Source organism: Streptomyces sp. NPDC015032 (assembly GCF_043080425.1).
Taxonomy (GTDB): Bacteria; Actinomycetota; Actinomycetes; order Streptomycetales; family Streptomycetaceae; genus Streptomyces.
The window spans coordinates 111,473-129,966 of record NZ_JBIBVN010000008.1; the positions used below are offsets into that span (position 1 = coordinate 111,473).

The window sequence follows — 18,494 nt, forward strand, 5'->3', positions numbered from 1 at the left end:
GTTCAGCCCTTCCCGGGATGCAGCGCACCGCAGTCCGGACACGTACGCGCCTTCTCGTCCCCGTAGAACCCGGCGAAGACCGGCGGCAGATCCGCGACGATGTCCCGCACCTGGAGTTCGACCTCGTGGATCTTCGTGGCGCACTCGGGGCAGTACCACTGGAACTTCTCCAGGGTGCCCTCCTCCCGGACCCGCTCGATGACCAGCCCGATCGAGTCGGCGTCGGGCCGCTGCGGGGAGTGCGGCACATGGCCGGGCAGCAGCCAGGCCTCGCCCTGGCGGATGTGGACGGTCCGCGGCCCGTCGTCGGTGATGATGTCGACGTGCATATCACCCTTGACCTGGTAGAACCACTCCTCGTACGGGTCGAGGTGGAAGTCGGTCCGCTGGTTGGGACCGCCGACGACCTGGACGATGAAGTCCTGGCCCAGGGACATGGTGCGGTTGTTCACCGGCGGCTTGAGCAGGTGCTCGTGCTCGGTGATCCAGCCCTGGAAATCGATGACCGGGGGGATGGCGGTCATGACGGCACCTCCGTGCTGTGTTCTGTGGGTGACTGGCGGGGCCGCGGCAGATGGGCGACGGCCTGGATCTCGATCAGCAGATGGGGGTGCGGCAGCTGGTGCACCGCGACGGTGGTCCGGGTCGGTCCCCGCTCGTCGAAGAACTCGCCGTACACCTCGTTGTATCCGCCGAAGTCATTCATGGACACCAGATAGGTGGTGATCTGGGCGATGTCGGAGAGTTCCGCGCCCACCTCGGCGAGGATGTCCCGGATGTTCTCGATCACCGCCCGCGTCTGTGCCCGGATGTCCAGCCGGGTGGTGCCGAACTCGTCGGCCTCGACCCCCACGAACGTGTTGTCGGGCCTGCGTGAACTGGTGCCGGAGACGAACACCAGGTCCCCGACGACCTTCACATGCGGGAACCGCCCGCGCGGAGTGGCCTTGCCCTCGATCACCCGTGACCCGCTCATCAGTACCCCTTCACGGCGACGGATCCCAGCCCCGCCACCTCGCACTCGGTGACGCCGGGCACCAGCGGCACGGCGGCCGTGGCCGCCCCCGCGAGCACCACCTGACCGGCCTTCAGCGGGATGCGGCGGCGTCGGCACATGTCCAGCAGCGCGTGGAGCGCGCGCACCGGGTCGCCGAGGATCGCGGCGGTCGAACCGACCGTGTCCGTCGCCGCGGTACGCAGCCGGACCGCGCGGTTGGCGACGCTCTCCAGGGGCCGCCACGGGCCGATCGCGCAACCGGCCGCGGAGGTGTTGTCCGCGACGACGTCGGTGTACGTGAACCGGAAGTCCCGGTAACGCGAGTCGATGATCTCGATGGCCGGGGCCACCGCGTCCACACAGGACTCGATGTCCGTCAGCGGGTCGTCCAGGTCCACGTCCCGGCAGAGCCGGTAGGCGACCTCCGGCTCCGCCTTCGGGTGGATGAAGCGCGACAGGTCGACCTCGTCGCCGTCCGCGATCCTCATCGCGTCGGTGAGCCGGCCCACGATCACGTCGCAGACGCCCATCTGGGCCATCTTGGCCTTGCTGGTGAACCCCAGCTTCACGCCCACGATCCGCTCGCCGCGCGCCACCCGCAGCGCCAGCAGCGCCGCCTGCACGGCATACGCGTCGTCGATGTCGAACTCATGGCTGTCGGCGAGGCTCGGGGTGTCCTTGCGGGACGTCTGCGCCGTGTCCAGCCGCTGGGCCAATATGCCGGTCAGTTCCGCCGAAATCACTTGCCGCTCCCTTCCGTCAGGGCCTCGCGCCGCGCGGCCAGGTCCAGTGCGATGTCCACGATCAGGTCCTCCTGACCGCCCACCATCTGCCGTCGGCCGACCTCCAGCAGAATCTGCCGGGTGTCGACCCCGTAGCGCCGCGCCGCGCGCTCGGCATGGAGCAGGAAGCTGGAGTAGACACCGGCGTAGCCGAGGGTCAGGGTCTCCCGGTCCACCTGGACCGGCCGGTTGCGCAGCGGGCGGATGATGTCGTCGGCGGCGTCCTGGAGCGCGAACAGGTCGCAGCCGTGCTCCCAGCCCATCAGGTCGGCGACGGCGACGAACGGTTCGGCCGGGCAGTTCCCTGCGCCGGCGCCCTGCCCCGCCAGCGCCACATCGACGCGGTACGCGCCGTGCTCCACGGCGGTCACACTGTTGGCGACCGACAGCGAGAGGTTCTCGTGGGCGTGGATGCCGATCTCGGTCGACTCGTCCAGCACCTCCCGGTACGCGTCGACCCGGGCAGCGACATCACGCATCGTCAGACGGCCGCCGGAGTCGGTGACATAGACGCAGTGCGCCCCGTACGACTCCATCAGCCCGGCCTGACGCGCCAGTCCCTCGGGGGAGTTGAGGTGACTCATCATCAGGAACCCGGACACGTCCATCCCGTTCTCCCGGGCCCAGGAGATGTGCTGGGCGCCGACATCGGCCTCGGTGCAGTGCGTCGCGACGCGCACGCTGCGCACCCCGAGCGCGTGGGCCCGGCGCAGATGGTCGATGGTGCCGATGCCGGGCAGCAGCAGGGTGGTCAGCTTCGCGTGTTCGAGGACGTCCGCCGCGGCTTCGATCCACTCCTCGTCGCTGTGCGCGCCGAACCCGTAGTTCGCGCTCGAACCGCCGAGACCGTCGCCGTGCGCCACCTCGATGGCCGCGACCCCGGACCGGTCGAGGGCGGCGACGATCCGGCGCACCTGGTCGACGGTGTACATGTGCCCCATCGCGTGCATGCCGTCCCGCAGGGTCACGTCCTGGACGTACAGCTTCATGAGGTCACCCATCCTCGGAGCGCGGCGATCCTCTCCGCGGTGCGCACCGCGGCGGAGGTCATGATGTCGAGATTGCCCGCGTAGTCGGGCAGGTAGTGGCCGGCGCCGAGCACCTCCAGGAACACGGAGATCCGGACCCCGGTGACCCGCCGCCCGAGGGCCGGTACGACGGCGTCCTCGACCGGGTCGAACTGCACGTCCTGCTTGAGCCGGTAGCCGGGCACGTACTCCCGTACGGACCGGGCCATCTGCTGGACGGAGGTGATGATCCGGTCCCGGTCGGCGCCGGACAGCTCGCCCTCGACGAGGCAGAAGACCGTGTCGCGCATGGCGAGCGGGGGCTCCGCCGGGTTGAGCACGATGATGGCCTTGCCGACCTCGGCGCCGCCGACCAGCCGGATCGCCTTCCCCGTGGTCTCGGTGAACTCGTCGATGTTGGCCCGGGTCCCGGGACCGGCCGACTTCGACGCGATGGAGGCGACGATCTCCCCGTACGCGACCGGCACGATCCGGGAGATCGCGGCCACCACCGGAATGGTGGCCTGGCCGCCGCAGGTCACCATGTTGACGTCCGCCGCGGCCAGCTGCTCGTCCAGATTGACCGACGGCACCACGAACGGCCCGAGAGCCGCGGGGGTGAGATCGATCATCAGCTTCCCGTGCTCCGCGGCGAGCTGTGCGTTGCGCACATGGGCCTTGGCCGAGGTCGCGTCGAAGATCACCTTGATCTCGGCGAACCCGGGCAGCGCGAGCAGTCCGTCGACACCGTGGTGCGTGGTGGCGACCCCCAGCCGGGCGGCGCGGGCCAGCCCGTCGGAGTCCGGGTCGATGCCCGCCATCGCGCCCATGCGCAGCGTCGTGGAGAGCCGCAGCACCTTGATCATGAGGTCGGTTCCGATGTTGCCGGATCCGATGACGGCCACCGGAACGGTGCCGGCCGCGTGTCCGGCCGCCGTGCCGCCTGCGTGGGAATTCACTTGGTCTCCTCCTCGATGACTGCCTCGACCTCGCCGAGCCCGTCCAGCGCCAGCCGGTACCGGCCGGGGCGCTCGATCGGCACCATCGGGCCGAGCGCGCCGGACATGACCACGTCCCCGGCCCGCAACGGCTGTTCCCGCGCGACCAGTTCGCGCGCCAGCCAGGCGACGGCGACGACCGGTGAGCCGAGGCAGGCGTGACCGGCGCCGAAGGAGACCGGTTCGCCGTCCCGCTGGAGCACCATGCCGACGCGGGAGAGGTCGAGCCCGCTCAGCGGGTACGGAGTGGTGCCGAGCACGACCGCGCCGCTGGAGGCGTTGTCGGCGACGGTGTCGGTGATGGCCAGGTCCCAGCCGGTGATCCGCGAATCGACGATCTCGATGGCGGGCAGTACGAACTCGGTGGCCCGCAGCACATCGGCGACGCCCGCGCCGGGCCGGTCGATGTCCCGGCCGAGGACGAAGGCGATCTCGCCCTCCGCACGCGGCTGGAGGAACCGGCTCAGCGGCAGCGGCTCGGCATGCGCGAACAGCATGTCGTCGAAGAGCACACCGAAGTCCGGCCGGAACACGTCGAACTGCTGCTGCACGGCAGGGGCGGTGAGGCCGATCTTGGCGCCCACCACCCGGGCGCCGGCCGCGCTTCTGGCGGCGGCGAGGCGCCGTTGGACCTCATAGGCGGCATCGATGTCGTCGCGGCCCAGGAACTCCCGGACGGGAGCGCACGGAGTGCCGGTGGCGGCAGCGGCCGTCAGGCGTGCCACGGCCGCGTCGATCCGCGCGCCGGGGCCGGGGTTGTCGTGATCGCTCACAGCTGTACACACACATTCGTCGGCTCGGTGTAGAAGTGCAGGGAGGAAGCGCCGCCCTCGCGGCCGATGCCGGAGAGCCCGACTCCGCCGAACGGGGAGCGCAGATCGCGCAGGAACCAGGTGTTGACCCAGGCCATCCCGACATTCATCGCCTGGGCCACCCGGTGACCACGGCGCAGGTCGTTGGTCCACACCGAGGCCGCGAGGCCGTACTCGGTGTCGTTGGCCAGGGCGATCGCCTCCGCTTCGGTGTCGAAGGGGATCAGGGCGGCCACCGGGCCGAAGATCTCCTCGCGCACCGCGCGGTCCGCGTTGGTCAGCCCCGTCCACAGCGTCGGCTCGATCCAGGAACCGCCTGCCAGCCCGGGGCCGAGCTGCGGGATGCCGCCGCCGGTGAGCACCTTCGCCCCGGCCTGCTCGGCCAGTTCGAAGTAGCCCAGCACCTTGTCGCGGTGGGTCCGGGAGATCAGTGGTCCGGTGGTGGTCCGTTCGTCCGTCGGCCGGCCGAGCCGCAGCCCCCGGGCGCGCTCGGCAAGCCCTTCGGCGATGTCGGCGAAGACCGAACGCTGTACGTAGACCCGCTCGGTGCACAGACAGACCTGGCCGGTGTTGGTGAAGACCGACTTGGTCAGCCCGGTCAGTGCCTCGTCCACGTCGACGTCGTCGAAGACGATGGCGGCGTTCTTCCCGCCGAGTTCGAACGACACCGGGCGGACCCGGGGTGCGACGGTCTTCATGACGTGCGAGCCGGTCGCGGACGAACCCGTGAAGGTCACGCCGTCGATCCCCGGGTGGGAGGTCACGTACTCACCCGCGGAGTCGCCGCCGAAGCCGTGGACGACGTTGTAGACCCCGGCGGGGAGCCCGGCCTCGGCGAGCACCTCGGCCAGCAGCGTGGCGGTGGCGGGGGTCTCCTCGCTGGGCTTGACGACCAGGGCGTTGCCGCACGCCAGGGCCGGCGCGACCTTCCAGGTCAGCAGCAGGAGGGGAAGGTTCCACGGGACGACCACCGCGACGACGCCGAGCGGTTTGCGCACCGCGTAGTTGAGCGCCTGGCGACCCCCCGCGAGGTCGGTGAGGAAGGACTCCTGTCCGGCGGCGGCCACCACGTCCGCGAACGTGCGGAAGTTCGCCAGAGCACGGGCGACATCGAGCTCCCGGGCCTGGGTGACCGGCTTTCCGGTGTCCGCGACCTCCGCCGCGACGAACTCCTCGAAGCGCTCCTCGATCCGGTCCGCGGCACGCCGCAGCAGCGCCGCGCGCTCGCGTACCGGGGTCGTCGCCCAGCCGTCGTGCAGGGCCCGCCGGGCCGCTGCCACGGCACGGTCCACCAGCTCCCTGTCCGCCTCGTGCACCTGGGCGAACACCTGGCCGGTGGCGGGGTCGGTCTTGTCGAAGCTGCGGTTCTCGTCGGGCTCCACGAACTGCCCGGCCACGAAGTTGCGGATCCACCGCCCAGTCTCTGCCGTCATGCGTCCCACTGTGATCGGCACAGCCATGCCGGACAAATGCGATTCTTGTGCAGAGGCATAACTGAAACGGCATACCCAGGCTTCTGTGCAGCGGAGTGGCGAGGTTCCGCTATACCCGAACAGGTATGTCTGGTCCCCGATTCGGTATTTGTGTGTCATGTCTCAGGGCATCAGGATCCACGGTTAACGACGGGTGAAGCCCGGCCGTCGTAGCGGCTGTCCGGAGCGAACCGCCCACAGCCCGCCATCCAAGTGATAGGTCACCCCGTGAACACTTCACCTCACGAAGCACGCTCGGGCGGAGCCCGAGCAGCTGCCGGCAGAACCGCCCTCGCCACGCTCGCAGGCACCACGCTGGAGTGGTACGACTTCTTTCTCTACGGCACGGCCGCGGCACTCGTCTTCAACGAGCAGTTCTTCCCCTCGCTCAGCCCCGCCGCGGGCACCCTCGCCGCGTTCAGCACCCTCGCCGTCGGGTTCATCGCACGTCCGCTCGGCGGCCTGGTCTTCGGCCACTACGGAGACCGCATCGGCCGCAAGGCGACGCTGGTGGTCTCCCTCGTCCTGATGGGGATCGGCTCCACTCTCATCGGCGCCATCCCGAATTACGACTCCATCGGATTCTGGGCCCCCGTCCTCCTGGTCACCCTGCGCATCGTCCAGGGCATCGGGCTCGGCGGCGAGGGTGCCGGAGCGACCCTGATGTCGATGGAACACGCACCACCGGGCAAGAAGAACCTGTACGCGGGCTTCCCGCAGATGGGCACACCCGGCGGCCTGGTCCTGGCCAACGTCGTCTTCCTGACCACCAACGCGGCTCTGGGCGACCACGCGTTCACCTCGTGGGGCTGGCGCATCCCGTTCCTGCTCAGCTTCGTACTGGTCGCCGTGGGTCTGGTGATCCGGCTGCGGGTGACCGAGTCGCCGTCCTTCGACCGCGCCCGCGCCCGGGACGAAGTGGTCAGGTTCCCGCTGGCCGAGTCCCTCAAGGTCGGCTTCCCCAGGCTCGCGCTGACCCTGCTCGCCGTCGTGGCGAACTCCGCCGTCGCCTATGTGTTCATGGTCTTCACGCTGTCCTACGGCTCCCAGCACCTCCACTACGACAAGCAGTTCCTCATCGTGAGCGTCACCGTCGCGGCGGCCCTGTGGTTCGCGACCATCCCGGTGTGGACGAAGATCGCCGACCGGCACGGCCGGCGCACCATGTTCATCGCCGGATCCGCCGCCATCCTTCTCTGGTGCGTCGCCTTCTTCCCGCTGCTCAACACCGGCAACTCCGCCCTCGCGGTCGTCGCACTGCTCGGCATGGGACTCATCATCCCGGTCACCCACTGCGTGCAGGGCAGCATCATCGTCGACACCTTCCCCGTCAACGTCCGCTACTCGGGCTCCTCGATGATCCTGCAGGGCGGCGCCATCCTCGGCGGCGGTCTGGCCCCCATGATCTCCACGGCGCTGCTCAACTCCGGCGGTTCGTCGACCGGGGTGACGTGGTACCTCGTCGGGATCTGTGCCGTCAGCCTGGCCGGCGCCGTCGCCCTGTTCCGCCTGGTGCCCGAGGGGGCGCCCGAGCCGGTACCGGCCCCGGTGGAATCGCTCTCGGGAGGCACCGCGTGACCGGCCCCGCCGTGGTCCGGTCCGGCCCGATCCGCTACGCCGTGGCCGAGCGCTTCGCCCGGCCCCGTCCGGTGCGCGGTCACGACACCCGTCCGTCGACCGGGGAGATCTGTCCGCAACTGCCGTCCAGGCTCGACGCCGTGATGGGACCGCCGTCCGACCGGCACCCGCAGGGCGAGGACTGCCTGAACCTGACGGTCACCACGCCCGCCCGCGACGCCGCGGCGCGCCCGGTGATGGTCTGGTTCCACGGCGGTGGATTCAGCAGTGGCGCGGGCCTCATGGACTGGTACGACGGCGGCGCACTCGCCGCCGAGGGCGATGTCGTCGTCGTGGCCGTCAACTACCGCCTGGGCGCGCTCGGATACCTCTGCCTCGACGGTGTCGCCGAGGGCAACTTCGGCCTGTACGACCAGCTCGAAGCGCTGCGCTGGGTGAACGCGCACATCGCCGGGTACGGAGGCGATCCGGCCGATGTGACCGTCTTCGGGCAGTCCGCCGGCGCGCTCTCCATCCGGCTGCTGATGGGTCTGCCCGAAGCCCGGGGGCTGTTCCACCGCGCGATCCTGCAGAGCGCGCCGCTGGCGATCACGACCCGGTCGCGGGCCGGCGCCGCCGCGCTCGGCCGGATCTTCACCGAACGGCTCGCGGTCCACGCCCCCGGCGACGGCCCGCGGACGGCCGCTCCAAAGGCCCTGCTCGCGGCCCAGCGCGACACCGCGCTCGCCCATCGGGAACGCTCCGGCTCGACCCTGGAACCGCCGTTCGGGCCGGTCATGACGGCCGATGACGCCTTCGACGCGCATGTACGGGGCATGGACGTCATGTACGGCTGGAACGCGGACGACATGTCCGCATTCCCCGGTGAGACGGGTGAGACGGGTGAGACGGGTGAGACGGGTGAGACGGGCGAGAACGGCGGCCCGGCCGGCCCCACCCGGCTGATCTATGCCGAACCGCTCGCCGCCCTGGGCCGACGGCTGGTACGGGCCGGCGCCCGGGTCCACGCCTACCGACTGGACTGGCGCCCGGCAGGATCGGACTTCGGCGCCACGCACTGCGTGGAACTGCCGCTGCTCCTGGGCTCCCGTACCGCCTGGCAGCGCTCCCCGATGCTGGGGCGCACCCCTTGGGACGAGATGGACGGCCTGGGCAGGGCGATGCGCGCCAACTGGACCGGCTTCGCCCGCACCGGCCGTCCCGGCCCCGTCGCCCCGCCCCTGACCTGCCACGAGATTCTCGCCCCGCGGCCATAGGCCACCGGTCGTCCGTCCCGCGGCCGCAGGTCCCCGGCCGTGTCCGTCCCCGCCTACCGCTCCGCCGCGCCCACGACGGGATCCAGCAGTTCGACGACCCGGAACCGCTCGGCGACGACCATGGTGTCGTCGTCGACCGTGAACTCCGGGTCGCCGAGCGCTTCCCGCATCTCCTTGCTGTGCCAGAACCTCTCGTGTCCCGCACGCCACCCGGCCACCGATGTGTCCCCCTCGCCCTCGTCGATCGCGTGCTGGAGATCGACGTCGCCGAGACGCAGTACCCGTACCTCCGTCACCTCCAGCACCGCGATCTCCCGGCCGTCCGAGTCGATCAGCGCGGAACGCTCGCCCACCGGAGGAAGCTCCTCCTTCTCCGCCTCGTACTCCGCGAGCAGCCCGGTCGTCGACACCTTGACACCGGCGAGCACCGCCGCCACCAGGCGATCGCGCAGCGGGCCGGGGAAGGTGAGCAGGAAGGGCTTGAGTGGTTCACGGTTCGCCATGGCGCCAAGTCTGACATGGCCCCCGGAGCCGGGTCCGGCACCCGCCGCCGTGCCACGTCCGACGGCTGCGGGGCGGCGTCAACTGCGCCGTGACCGGACGGGGGTTGGCGAGGGGGCGAGCAGGGTGTCCGCCGCACGGTGCGACGGCGCCCGTCGGGCCCCGCCCGCCCGGGGGCGCGCGGGGCGCCGGGGCGGGGGGGGGGCCCGCCCCGGGCGGGCCGCGGGGGGGCGGGCCCGGGGGGGGGCGCCGGGCCGCCGCGCGGGGGGGCGGGGGCGCGGGGGCCCGCGCATGCCATGGCATGCGCGGGCCGACGGGCGCCGTCGGGCACGGTCCCGGCTCGCGCCGAGGGGGGGAGGACCGTGTGTGGAGAGCCGCTTCGCTAGAGAATCAGCGACAGCAGCAGGATGAAGGCCAGCGAGACCACGGAGATGATGGTCTCCATCACCGACCAGGTCTTGATCGTCTGACCGACGTTCATTCCGAAGTACTCCTTCACCAGCCAGAACCCGGCGTCATTGACATGGCTGAAGAAGAGCGAGCCCGCGCCGACGGCGAGGACCAGCAGGGCGGCGTGGGACGCCGACATGTCGGCGGCCAGCGGGGCGACCAGGCCGGCCGCCGAAATGGTGGCCACGGTCGCCGACCCGGTCGCGAGCCGGATCGCGACGGCGATCAGCCAGCCCAGCAGCAGCGCCGGGATCGACCAGTCCTTGGAGAAGTCCAGGATCATCTGGCCCACACCGGCGTCGATGAGGGTCTGCTTGAATCCGCCGCCCGCACCCACGATCAGCAGCACACCCGCGATCGGGGCGAGGGACTTCTCGACGGTGGTGGAGAGCCGGCCCTTGGAGAAGCCGGCCGCCCGGCCCAGCGTGAACATGCCGACTATGACGGCCGCGAGGAGCGCGATCAGCGGCGAGCCGATCACATCGGTGACCTTCTGAACGCTCTGCTCGGGGTCGTCCACGACGATGTCGACCAGAGCCTTGACCAGCATGAGCACGACGGGCAGCAGAATCGTCGCCAGGGTGGCGCCGAAACTGGGACGGCGTTCCAGCTCCTCCGAGGGGCGCTGCGGGATCATCTTCTCCGGAGCCTTGATGTCCACCCAGCGGGCGGCGTAGCGGGAGAAGACCGGCCCGGCGATGATCACGGTCGGGATCGCGACCAGCACGCCCAGCGCGAGCGTGACGCCGAGGTTGGCGCCGAGGGCGTCGATCGCCACCAGCGGGCCGGGGTGCGGCGGAATCAGTCCGTGCATCACGGAGAGGCCGGCCAGCGCCGGGATGCCGATCCGCATCAGGGAGTAGTTGCCGCGCTTGGCGACGAGCAGCACCACTGGGATCAGCAGCACGATCCCGACCTCGAAGAAGAGCGGCAGGCCGATGATCGAGGCGATCAGGACCATCGCCCACGGCATGGCCCGGCCGCTCGCCTTCGCCAGGATGGTGTCGACGATCTGGTCCGCGCCGCCGGAGTCGGCGAGCAGCTTGCCCAGAATGGCGCCGAGCGCGATGAGGACGCCGACACCCGCGACGGTCGAGCCGAGTCCGGCGGTGAAGCTGGCGATGGTCTTGGCCGGTGCGGCGCCGGCGAAGGAGCCCAGGGCCAGCGAGCCGATGGTCAGCGCGAGGAACGCGTGCATCTTGAACTTGGTGATGAGCAGAACGATGAGGGCGATGCCCGCCAGAACGGCGATGCCCAACTGCGCGTTGCCTGCCGAAGTGATCGGTTCGACGGCGTCCGCTGCCAGCATCTCGACGCTGAGACTGGTCACGGTGGTGATCCTTAGTTGTCGAGCCGGCGCAATGCGGCGACGGCTCGCTGGGTGATTTCTTCGGGAGTGCCGGACACATCGACCGAGACGCCGGCCTCGTCCTCCTGCAGCGGCTGCAGGGTGGCGAACTGCGAGTCGAGCAGGGCGGTGGGCATGAAGTGGCCCTTGCGTTCCGCCATGCGCTGCTCGATCAGGCTCCGGTCGCCGGTCAGGTGGAGGAAGACCGCACCGGGGGCCTCGGCCCGCAGCCGGTCCCGGTAGGCCCGCTTGAGCGCCGAGCTGCTCACCACCCCGCCGAGCCCCGCCCGGCCGTGCGCCCACTGGCCGATCGCATCGAGCCAGGGCCACCGGTCGGAGTCGTCCAGCGGGATGCCGGCCGACATCTTGGCGATGTTCGCCGCGGGATGGAATTCATCGCCCTCGGCGTACGGAACGCCGAGGGCGGCGGCGAGCAGGGGGCCGATCGTGGTCTTGCCGGTCCCTGCGACGCCCATCACCACGACGACGTGGGGGGTGCTCATTGGTGGTGCCTCGCTGTCTACTTCGACGTCTTCCTCGACATCGGTCCGTCGCGCTACTGAAACTCATACGTACGACTTATTCAAGATGCTGTGACGTAAACGTCGTACTTTTTCTTCCTGAGGGGCGCCCCGTAGGCTGTGCTCATGACCACACAGGGCCCCGGGCTGCATACACATGTGCTGGACACCCTGGGTCTGGAGATCGCCGCGGGGGAGCACCGCCCCGGACAGGTGCTGCGCACCGACGAGCTGGCCCAGCGCTTCGACGTCTCGCGCACGGTCGTACGCGAAGTGGTCCGCGTCCTCGAATCCATGCATCTGGTCGAGTCGCGCCGCAGGGTCGGTGTCACCGTGCGGCCGACCGAGGCGTGGAACGTCTACGACCCGCAGGTCATCCGGTGGCGGCTGGCCGGCGCCGACCGCCCGCGCCAGCTGCGCTCGCTGACGGTGCTGCGCTCGGCGATCGAACCGGTCGCGGCCGGCCTGGCCGCCCGCAACGCCACCCCGGAGCAGTGCGCGGCCCTCACCGAGTGCGCGCTCGGCATGGTCGCCACCTCGCGCGGCCAGCAGCTGGAGGGCTATCTGGAGCACGACATCGCGTTCCACCGGATCGTGCTCAACGCCTCCGGCAACGAGATGTTCGCCCGGCTCGGCGATGTCGTCGCCGAGGTCCTGGCCGGCCGCACCCATCACCAGGTCATGTTCGAGGACCCGGACCCGGCCGCGGTCACCCTCCATGTACGGCTCGCCGAAGCGGTGCGCGAGGGCGACGCGGTGGCGGCGGAAGAGCTGACGAAGGAGATCGCGGTGGGCGCCCTGCACGAGCTGGACGTGCTCGCGCCCTGAGGCCCGTACCCCGGTGCCGCCGGGCGTACATGAGCGCGCCCCGGGGGACGTCGCTACGGCATCGGCGCGCGGATGTGCTGAAGCCGGGCCGCGGCCGCGGCCAGCATCATCTCCAGAGCCGCCGGGTACCCGCTGCGGTCCATCTCCGCGACCAGTACTCCCGCGGTCGCCGCGATGTTCGGGCAGGTCTCGGCGGGAAGCCGGGCGTACGTCTCCGGCCAGGTCCGTACCTCCTGCGCGCGGGCGCGCTCCGACAGCACCATCGTGGAGGCGTCCAGCGCCGCGAAGGACAGCGTCTGGTCGACGAAGACGTGATAGATCCGCACCGCCTCGGCGTCCGGGAATCCCGCACCGCGCAACACCCCGAGGATCGCCTCCACCGACCGGATCTCATGCGTGCGGCCGGTCACCCGCGCACAGGCCAGCGTCGCCGCCTGAGGGTGTGCCAGATAGTCCGCGTGCATCCGCAGGCCGAGGGTGCGCAGATCGGCGCGCCAGTCACCTGTCGGCCGCCAGGTGCGCAACGTGCGGCCGATCAACTCGTCGGCCACCGCGAGCAGTAGTTCGTCCATGTCCCGGAAGTACCGGTAGAGCGCGCTCGGATCGCAGCCGAGTGCCGCGCCGAGCCGGCGTACGGTGAGCGCCGCCGCCCCGTGCTCACCGATCAGCCGCAGCGCCGTCTCCACGATCAGCTGCTCGGACAGCACCGTGCCCTGTTTGGTGGGCCTTCTGCGGCGCCGCGCGCCTTCCGGCACCACCCGCTCGCTCGCACTCATGGCGGCATCTTACGACAACACCGTTGACATCTGAACCCGCCGGAGAGATTCAAGGTGCCGCCATCGGGGCCGCCGCCAACCGCCGCATTGGCTTCGTCGGCCCCGTCGCGGGCGGGCGGGCCCACGAGGCGTGAGAGACCCGGGGCGGCCTCCGCGGAACGACACCACGGAGGCCGCCGGCAGAGCTAACCGGCCGGGTCGGGTCAGCCGTTGTGCCCGTGGTGGCCGCCGTGCCCGGCGCCGTGGTCGAACTTCATCGCCTCGGGCGGCATCACGACGAACGGCCGCATCATGCCCATGTCCTCGTGCTCCAGCAGGTGGCAGTGGTACATGAACCGCCCGTACGCCCCGTCGAAGTTCCCGAGCACCTTCACCAACTGCCCCTGCGGCACCCGGAAGACGTCCTTCCAGCCCTGCTCGTTCGGCGCCACCGGGATCTCGGTGCCGTGGTCGAACGCCACGGGGGAGCGGGTGCCGCCGACCGCCGGATCGAAGCCGTCGAGGGTGTACGCCTCCCGGCCCATCACCTGGAAGTCCGTCAGATGGATGTGCATCGGATGGGTCGGGCCGCCCAGATTGAGGAACGACCACTGCTCGTACGTGCCCTCGCCGACCGTGAAGCCGAGCCCGTCGTTGAAGGTCCGGGCGATCCTGCGGTACGTGCGTACCGTGCCGTCCTCGCCCCGCACCTGGATGACACCGTCCGAGGGCACCTGCACATCGGCGGCGTCCTCGACCTCCGCCATCTCCCAGATCTCCGGATGACCGCCGCCACCGACCGTGCCCGGCACCGTCAGCACCACGAGCCGGTGCCCGTGCTCCACCTGGCCGTGCTCGTACCGCCGGAAGGAACCGGACAGCACCTCGGGCAGGTCGAAACCGTCCCGCTGCCCCGTCTCCCGTACCCGGAACTCCATCACCTGCGGGAACGGCACGTTCGTGGCAGGGTCCGGCACCCCCGGCGCGAGCTTGCCCCGGTTGACCAGCCGGACCCGGCGGCCGGCCAGCGCCGAGAAGTCGATCAGCAGATCCATCCGCTCGGCCGGGGCGATCGTCAGCTGGGGCAGCACCTCGTCGAAGTCGACCGGCACCGGGCGCGGCAACAGGCCGCCGTCACTGCCGATCTGCCGGATCACGCCCGGGACCGGGTTGTTCTCGTCGTCGACCAGCACCAGATCGTATATCCGGGCATTGGAGGCATTGACGAGCCGGAAGCGGTACCACGCGTCGTCCACGTCCAGATGCGGCCAGATACGCCCGTTGACCGTGGTGTACGGGCCGAAGAACGGCAGCGACACCGGCTTCCCGGTCTCCGGATCGGCCTCGGTGATCACCGTCGTCTTGTGCAGCAGCCGTCCGTTGAGCCGGCCGTCCTCGTCGGTGTCCAGGTTGCGGTCGGCGAGAATCAGCGGCACCTCCCGGTCGCCGGCCGGCAGACCGAGCGCGTCCTCCTCGTCGTCCCTGATCAGATACGTCCCCACGAGCCCCGCGTACACGTTCCACCGGGTGATGTTCATGGCATGGTCGTGGTACCACCACTGGGCGGCCTGGTGGTCGTTCGGGTACTCCGACAGCTGCGCGTCGCCGAAGCCGACGGCGTTGTCCGCCCAGCCGTCGTTCCCGCCGCCGGTCTGTGCGCCGTGCAGATGGGTCACCGTCCAGGCGGGCAGCGCGGCGACATCCGCGTTCGGTTCGGCACCGTCGCGTCCGGGTCGGTTGTGCGGGGCCGGCTCGCCCTGCTTCACCGGGCCGACCTCCACGGCGGTGACCGGGTACTCGCTCCCCCTGGGGACGCGGTTGGTCCAGGCGATCCTGACCCGCTCCCCGCGCCGCACCTCGATGGTCGGCCCGGGTACCGTGCCGTCGTATCCCCACATCAGGGTCGGCGGCAACTGCGCGTGCAGCCGCACCCAGGTGGGCGACACGGCGATCTCGGTCTCGCGGAGCACATCACCGCTCTGCGGGCGCAGCACCGGCGGGACGGGCAACGCGTCGGTGTACGGCACGAGTCCGCCGACCGGCGCCCCGAGTGCCGCCGCTCCGGGAACCGCTCCCGGTCCGCCGGCCCCTTCGCTGCTCTTCTCCGTGACCTGCTCCGTTTTCTCGGCAATCTCGGTCAAGGTACTTCCCCCGTGATCCGTCATTCCTCTGCCGTTGGACCACGGAACCCCTGCCCCCGCAGGTACCGGCTCCGTGGTCCCTCTGCATCAAAGGACCCGCTGCGGCCCGGTGCAGTTCAGTGGCTCGTACCATCTGACCGAAACCGGTACATCCCGCCGGGTGGACGGCAGTCGTTTCCCGCCAACGCGGCGCGCCGCCGTGACACCCTCACGGGGCGTACGGTTGTTCGCGTTCGATCTTCAAAAATGACGGAAACAGGGAGACCACGGTATGTCGCAGCAGGTCCAAGGGGTCATCGCACCGGGGAAGAACGAGCCGGTACGGGTGGAGACGATCGTCATCCCGGACCCGGGCCCCGGCGAGGCCGTGGTGAAGATCCAGGCGTGCGGCGTCTGCCACACCGATCTGCACTACAAGCAGGGCGGCATCAACGACGAGTTCCCGTTCCTGCTCGGCCATGAGGCCTCCGGTGTGGTGGAGTCCGTGGGCGAGGGCGTCACGGACGTCGCGCCCGGCGACTTCGTCGTCCTCAACTGGCGCGCCGTGTGCGGGCAGTGCCGCGCGTGTCTGCGCGGCCGCCCCTGGTACTGCTTCAACACCCACAACGCGAAGCAGCGGATGACGCTGCTCGACGGCACGGAGCTGTCGCCGGCGCTCGGCATCGGCGCGTTCGCCGAGAAGACCCTGGTCGCCGCCGGTCAGTGCACCAAGGTCGACCCCGAGGTCTCCCCGGCCGTCGCGGGACTGCTCGGCTGCGGTGTGATGGCGGGCATCGGTGCCGCCATCAACACCGGGCAGGTCGGCCGCGGCGACTCGGTCGCCGTGATCGGCTGCGGCGGCGTCGGTGACGCGGCGATCGCGGGCGCCCAACTGGCCGGCGCGGCGAAGATCATCGCCGTGGACATCGACGACCGCAAGCTGGAGACGGCGAAGACGATGGGCGCCACGCACACCGTCAACTCCCGCTCCACCGACCCCGTCGAGGCGATCCGCTCACTGACCGGCGGCAACGGCGCGGACGTCGTCATCGAGGCGGTCGGCCGCCCGGAGACGTACAAGCAGGCCTTCTACGCCCGCGACCTCGCGGGTACCGTGGTCCTGGTCGGCGTCCCCACCCCGGAGATGCGGCTGGAGCTGCCGCTCATCGACGTCTTCGGCCGCGGCGGCTCGCTCAAGTCCTCCTGGTACGGCGACTGCCTGCCCTCGCGCGACTTCCCGATGCTCATCGACCTGCACCAGCAGGGCCGGATCGACCTCGGCGCGTTCGTCACCGAGACCATCGGACTCGGCGACGTCGAGCAGGCCTTCGCCCGGATGCACGAATGCGACGTGCTGCGCTCGGTGGTGGTCCTCTGATGGCCGCCCGCATCGACCACCTCGTCACGTCCGGCACCTTCGCGCTCGACGGCGGGGAGTGGGACGTCGACAACAACGTCTGGATCGTGGGCGACGACACCGAGGCGATCGTCATCGACGCCGCCCATGACGCCGCCGCCATCGAGGCCGCGCTGAACGGCCGTACGCTGCGCGCCATCGTCTGCACGCACGCGCACAACGACCACATCGACGCGGCCCCGGCCCTCGCCGCCGCCACCGGCGCACCGATCCTGCTGCACCCCGACGACCTGCCGCTGTGGCAGCAGACCCACCCGGACCGCGCCCCGGACGGCGAACTGGCCGACGGCCAGGAACTGGAGATCGCCGGGACGACGCTCCAGGTCCTGCACACCCCCGGTCATGCCCCGGGCGCCGTCTGCCTGTACGCCCCCGAGCTGTCCACCGTCTTCACGGGTGACACGCTCTTCCAGGGCGGCCCCGGCGCCACCGGACGGTCCTTCTCCCACTTCCCGACGATCGTTGCGTCGATCAGGGACCGGCTGCTCACCCTGGCACCGGAGACCACCGTCCGTACCGGGCACGGCGACTCCACGACCATCGGCGCCGAGGCCCCGCACCTGGAGGCATGGATCGCCCGCGGTCACTGAGGACCGCGGCTGCTCACCGGTCCGGCCACGCGGAGAGCCGCAGCCCGCTCTCGAAGCGTCGCGCTCCGCCCGTGACCGGATCGGTGAACTCCAGCACCCGGGCCAGGAGCTGGAGCGGATGCGACCAGTCGTCGGTCGCACCCTCCGCCCGGACCACCGGGTAGACCGGATCGTGGACGATCGGCAGCCCCAGGCTGCTCATATGGACCCGCAGCTGATGGGTGCGCCCGGTGGCGGGCAGCAGCCGGTAGCGGCCGAGACCCTCCCGGTGCTCCAGCAGCTCGATCCGGCTCTCGCTGTTCGGCTCGCCCGGTTCCTCGCGGGCGGCGATGACCCCGCGCTCCTTCACGATGCGGCTGCGTACGGTGCGCGGAAGGGCCAGGCCGGGATCGTACGGCGCCACCGCCTCGTACTCCTTGCGCACCAGACGGTCCCGGAACAGCGTCTGGTACGCGCCCCGCTCCTCGGGCCGCACGACGAAGAGGACGAGGCCCGCGGTCAGCCGGTCCAGGCGGTGCGCGGGCTGTAGTCCGGGCAGGTCCAGCTCGCGGCGCAGCCGGGCCACGGCCGTCTCGGTGATGTGCCGGCCGCGCGGCGTCGTCGCGAGGAAGTGCGGCTTGTCCGCGACGACGAGATGCTCGTCGCGGTGGACGACACCGACCGGGAACGGCACCGGTTCCTCCGGCGCGAAATCCCGGTGGAACCAGATGTACCGGCCTGCGGTGTACGGCTCGTCGGCGGAGACCGGGCCCCGCACGGAGACGAACCGGCCCCCGGCCAGCATCGCGTCCACCCGCGCCGCCCCGATCGCGTCCGCGAACCGCGCCAGCAGGTGGTCGCGGACGGTCGCCCACCGGCCGTCCGGATCCTCGGGGAGCCGCAGCCGGACCGGATCGATCCCGTCCCGCTGCGGCAGCGGCGCCGGCGGGGGCTTCGCGCGCCCCCTCACCGGGGTGCGCCGACCGGCAGGGCGGTGCGCATGGTACGGGCTCCTCGTGTCTTCGGCCGGGGTGTCCGCACAGTATCGCCCGTTCCGCCCGCCCACCGGGGCCCTGCCCCCGT

Annotated in this window: 18 protein-coding genes; 5 read left to right on the forward strand and 13 right to left on the reverse strand. The window is 70.8% G+C overall.

The features are described from left to right. Window positions 1–2: 2 nt before the first annotated feature. From ACF08M_RS14730 to ACF08M_RS14760, 7 genes are all read right to left on the reverse strand, one after another. Entirely contained in the window at window positions 3–524 is a 522-nt protein-coding gene (locus tag ACF08M_RS14730; RefSeq protein WP_392185623.1) for a 3-hydroxyanthranilate 3,4-dioxygenase, read from the reverse strand. Beyond that, a complete protein-coding gene (locus tag ACF08M_RS14735; protein WP_392185624.1) occupies window positions 521–976 on the reverse strand; it encodes a RidA family protein in 456 nt (151 codons plus the stop codon). Before ACF08M_RS14735 ends, ACF08M_RS14730 begins: the two co-directional genes overlap by 4 nt. Beyond that, a complete protein-coding gene (locus ACF08M_RS14740) occupies window positions 976–1,740 on the reverse strand; it encodes a 2-keto-4-pentenoate hydratase (protein ID WP_392185625.1) in 765 nt (254 codons plus the stop codon). Before ACF08M_RS14740 ends, ACF08M_RS14735 begins: the two co-directional genes overlap by 1 nt. Next, window positions 1,737–2,768 carry a 4-hydroxy-2-oxovalerate aldolase gene (dmpG, locus tag ACF08M_RS14745; protein ID WP_392185626.1) on the reverse strand — a complete coding sequence of 344 codons (1,032 nt, stop codon included), beginning with the start codon at window positions 2,766–2,768 and terminating at the stop codon, window positions 1,737–1,739. The genes ACF08M_RS14740 and dmpG overlap by 4 nt, the downstream gene beginning before the upstream one ends. Continuing rightward, window positions 2,765–3,652 (reverse strand): acetaldehyde dehydrogenase (acetylating), encoded by an 888-nt coding sequence (locus ACF08M_RS14750; protein ID WP_392185738.1) that lies wholly within the window; start codon window positions 3,650–3,652, stop codon window positions 2,765–2,767. Before ACF08M_RS14750 ends, dmpG begins: the two co-directional genes overlap by 4 nt. Before the next feature lie 89 nt (window positions 3,653–3,741). Continuing rightward, window positions 3,742–4,557, reverse strand: coding sequence for a 2-keto-4-pentenoate hydratase (locus ACF08M_RS14755; protein WP_392185627.1), 816 nt, complete (start codon window positions 4,555–4,557; stop codon window positions 3,742–3,744). Continuing rightward, complete coding sequence (locus ACF08M_RS14760) at window positions 4,554–6,029, reverse strand: 2-hydroxymuconic semialdehyde dehydrogenase (protein ID WP_392185628.1); 1,476 nt, start codon at window positions 6,027–6,029, stop codon at window positions 4,554–4,556. Before ACF08M_RS14760 ends, ACF08M_RS14755 begins: the two co-directional genes overlap by 4 nt. Before the next feature lie 267 nt (window positions 6,030–6,296). On the opposite strand from ACF08M_RS14760, the gene ACF08M_RS14765 reads away from it, so the two are divergent. Together ACF08M_RS14765 and ACF08M_RS14770 are read left to right on the forward strand one after the other, a co-directional pair. Further along, a complete protein-coding gene (locus tag ACF08M_RS14765) occupies window positions 6,297–7,646 on the forward strand; it encodes an MFS transporter (protein ID WP_392185629.1) in 1,350 nt (449 codons plus the stop codon). Next, window positions 7,643–8,902 carry a carboxylesterase family protein gene (locus ACF08M_RS14770; protein WP_392185630.1) on the forward strand — a complete coding sequence of 420 codons (1,260 nt, stop codon included), beginning with the start codon at window positions 7,643–7,645 and terminating at the stop codon, window positions 8,900–8,902. The genes ACF08M_RS14765 and ACF08M_RS14770 overlap by 4 nt, the downstream gene beginning before the upstream one ends. Before the next feature lie 53 nt (window positions 8,903–8,955). Here the strand turns inward: ACF08M_RS14770 and ACF08M_RS14775 are convergent, their stop codons facing one another. The 3 genes from ACF08M_RS14775 to ACF08M_RS14785 all read right to left on the reverse strand — a co-directional run bounded on the left by ACF08M_RS14775 (window position 8,956) and on the right by ACF08M_RS14785 (window position 11,704). Further along, window positions 8,956–9,405: an ASCH domain-containing protein gene (locus ACF08M_RS14775; protein WP_392185631.1), complete on the reverse strand. Its 450-nt coding sequence runs from the start codon at window positions 9,403–9,405 to the stop codon at window positions 8,956–8,958. Window positions 9,406–9,785: 380 nt separating this feature from the next. Next, window positions 9,786–11,183, reverse strand: a complete 1,398-nt coding sequence (locus ACF08M_RS14780; protein ID WP_392185632.1) for a gluconate:H+ symporter — start codon at window positions 11,181–11,183, stop codon at window positions 9,786–9,788. An 11-nt stretch (window positions 11,184–11,194) separates the two neighbouring features. After that, entirely contained in the window at window positions 11,195–11,704 is a 510-nt protein-coding gene (locus tag ACF08M_RS14785; RefSeq protein ID WP_392185633.1) for a gluconokinase, read from the reverse strand. Between the two features lie 144 nt (window positions 11,705–11,848). On the opposite strand from ACF08M_RS14785, the gene ACF08M_RS14790 reads away from it, so the two are divergent. Continuing rightward, entirely contained in the window at window positions 11,849–12,550 is a 702-nt protein-coding gene (locus ACF08M_RS14790) for a FadR/GntR family transcriptional regulator (RefSeq protein WP_392185634.1), read from the forward strand. Window positions 12,551–12,603: 53 nt separating this feature from the next. Here ACF08M_RS14790 and ACF08M_RS14795 read toward each other — a convergent pair whose 3' ends face one another. Together ACF08M_RS14795 and phsA are read right to left on the reverse strand one after the other, a co-directional pair. Further along, window positions 12,604–13,326 carry a TetR/AcrR family transcriptional regulator gene (locus ACF08M_RS14795; protein ID WP_392185635.1) on the reverse strand — a complete coding sequence of 241 codons (723 nt, stop codon included), beginning with the start codon at window positions 13,324–13,326 and terminating at the stop codon, window positions 12,604–12,606. 203 nt (window positions 13,327–13,529) lie between these two features. Beyond that, window positions 13,530–15,446, reverse strand: a complete 1,917-nt coding sequence (gene phsA, locus ACF08M_RS14800) for an O-aminophenol oxidase PhsA (RefSeq protein WP_392185636.1) — start codon at window positions 15,444–15,446, stop codon at window positions 13,530–13,532. A 271-nt stretch (window positions 15,447–15,717) separates the two neighbouring features. Here phsA and ACF08M_RS14805 point away from each other — a divergent pair, with 271 nt between their 5' ends. Continuing rightward, on the forward strand, window positions 15,718–16,803 hold the full coding sequence (locus ACF08M_RS14805) for an S-(hydroxymethyl)mycothiol dehydrogenase (protein ID WP_392185637.1): 1,086 nt from the start codon (window positions 15,718–15,720) through the stop codon (window positions 16,801–16,803). After that, the gene (locus ACF08M_RS14810) at window positions 16,803–17,432 is read left to right on the forward strand and encodes an MBL fold metallo-hydrolase (protein ID WP_392185638.1); all 630 of its coding nucleotides are present in this window, start codon (window positions 16,803–16,805) and stop codon (window positions 17,430–17,432) included. The genes ACF08M_RS14805 and ACF08M_RS14810 overlap by 1 nt, the downstream gene beginning before the upstream one ends. Before the next feature lie 13 nt (window positions 17,433–17,445). Here the strand turns inward: ACF08M_RS14810 and ACF08M_RS14815 are convergent, their stop codons facing one another. Further along, the gene (locus tag ACF08M_RS14815; protein WP_392185639.1) at window positions 17,446–18,381 is read right to left on the reverse strand and encodes a pseudouridine synthase; all 936 of its coding nucleotides are present in this window, start codon (window positions 18,379–18,381) and stop codon (window positions 17,446–17,448) included. Window positions 18,382–18,494: the final 113 nt, after the last annotated feature.

Bases quoted from the DNA above. Each gene is read 5' to 3' on its own strand.
- ACF08M_RS14750 (WP_392185738.1), bottom strand. From the start codon at position 3,652: ATGATCAAGGTGCTGCGGCTCTCCACGACGCTGCGCATGGGCGCGATG.
- dmpG (WP_392185626.1), bottom strand. From the start codon at position 2,768: ATGAAGCTGTACGTCCAGGACGTGACCCTGCGGGACGGCATGCACGCG.
- ACF08M_RS14760 (WP_392185628.1), bottom strand. From the start codon at position 6,029: ATGACGGCAGAGACTGGGCGGTGGATCCGCAACTTCGTGGCCGGGCAG.
- ACF08M_RS14785 (WP_392185633.1), bottom strand. From the start codon at position 11,704: ATGAGCACCCCCCACGTCGTCGTGGTGATGGGCGTCGCAGGGACCGGC.
- ACF08M_RS14735 (WP_392185624.1), bottom strand. From the start codon at position 976: ATGAGCGGGTCACGGGTGATCGAGGGCAAGGCCACTCCGCGCGGGCGG.
- ACF08M_RS14795 (WP_392185635.1), bottom strand. From the start codon at position 13,326: ATGAGTGCGAGCGAGCGGGTGGTGCCGGAAGGCGCGCGGCGCCGCAGA.
- ACF08M_RS14790 (WP_392185634.1), top strand. From the start codon at position 11,849: ATGACCACACAGGGCCCCGGGCTGCATACACATGTGCTGGACACCCTG.
- ACF08M_RS14805 (WP_392185637.1), top strand. From the start codon at position 15,718: ATGTCGCAGCAGGTCCAAGGGGTCATCGCACCGGGGAAGAACGAGCCG.
- ACF08M_RS14730 (WP_392185623.1), bottom strand. From the start codon at position 524: ATGACCGCCATCCCCCCGGTCATCGATTTCCAGGGCTGGATCACCGAG.
- ACF08M_RS14810 (WP_392185638.1), top strand. From the start codon at position 16,803: ATGGCCGCCCGCATCGACCACCTCGTCACGTCCGGCACCTTCGCGCTC.
- ACF08M_RS14775 (WP_392185631.1), bottom strand. From the start codon at position 9,405: ATGGCGAACCGTGAACCACTCAAGCCCTTCCTGCTCACCTTCCCCGGC.